The organism is Butyricicoccus sp. AF18-9LB, from assembly GCF_027684505.1.
Classification (GTDB): Bacteria; Bacillota; Clostridia; order Oscillospirales; family Butyricicoccaceae; genus Agathobaculum; species Agathobaculum butyriciproducens.
On the sequence record NZ_JAQCWA010000009.1, the window covers coordinates 109,390 to 109,965 of the forward strand.

The window sequence follows — 576 nt, forward strand, 5'->3', positions numbered from 1 at the left end:
AATCTTCCGAAGCAGCACCGCATTGCAGGTCGTACAGAACAATGCCTCTGCGTGGGCAATCTTTAGCAATGCAAGCAGCGCTGTAATGGGTAAGACCGTAGCAGAGCTGGCCGGACTGAATCCGAGCGGCTATGCGGACATGAACGCTATTGCATCGTCTTCGACCGCTATGGCGGCTATTGCCACATCAAGCACGGCAATGTCTGCGATTTCGGCTTCTACCACGGCTATTAACGCCCTCAAGGCATCGCCGTTGTTGGTTGCTAAAACAAAGTCCGGGAATAATTGGACTACGGAAACGGTTCGATCTGGTCGAGGTATTGCGGTTTATATCTATGGCGCCAGTGTTAGCGGAGGTAATGGTTGGGTCAAAACGGATAATGTTCAGACTACGTTTTCCTCTAACGGAACTAACCAGAATCTGCTCAAAGCGTTTCAAACTTCGCTCTCTGTATACTGGTATCAAAACAGCTCTACATTGTACTATATCCCCTGCTAAAAGGCTCTTATTAGGTACGCATTAACATTCTAATGCGCACGCAACCGCTGCGATAACGCCGTATTCACCGACTTTCT

General features: G+C 48.8%; 1 protein-coding gene. It reads left to right on the plus strand.

Annotated elements, in window-relative coordinates; translation table 11 throughout:
- The coding region (locus PGY33_RS07740) for a hypothetical protein (RefSeq protein ID WP_270478016.1) at nt 1-499 on the plus strand (499 nt) is incomplete at its 5' end.
- Between the last annotated feature and the right edge of the window lie 77 nt (nt 500-576).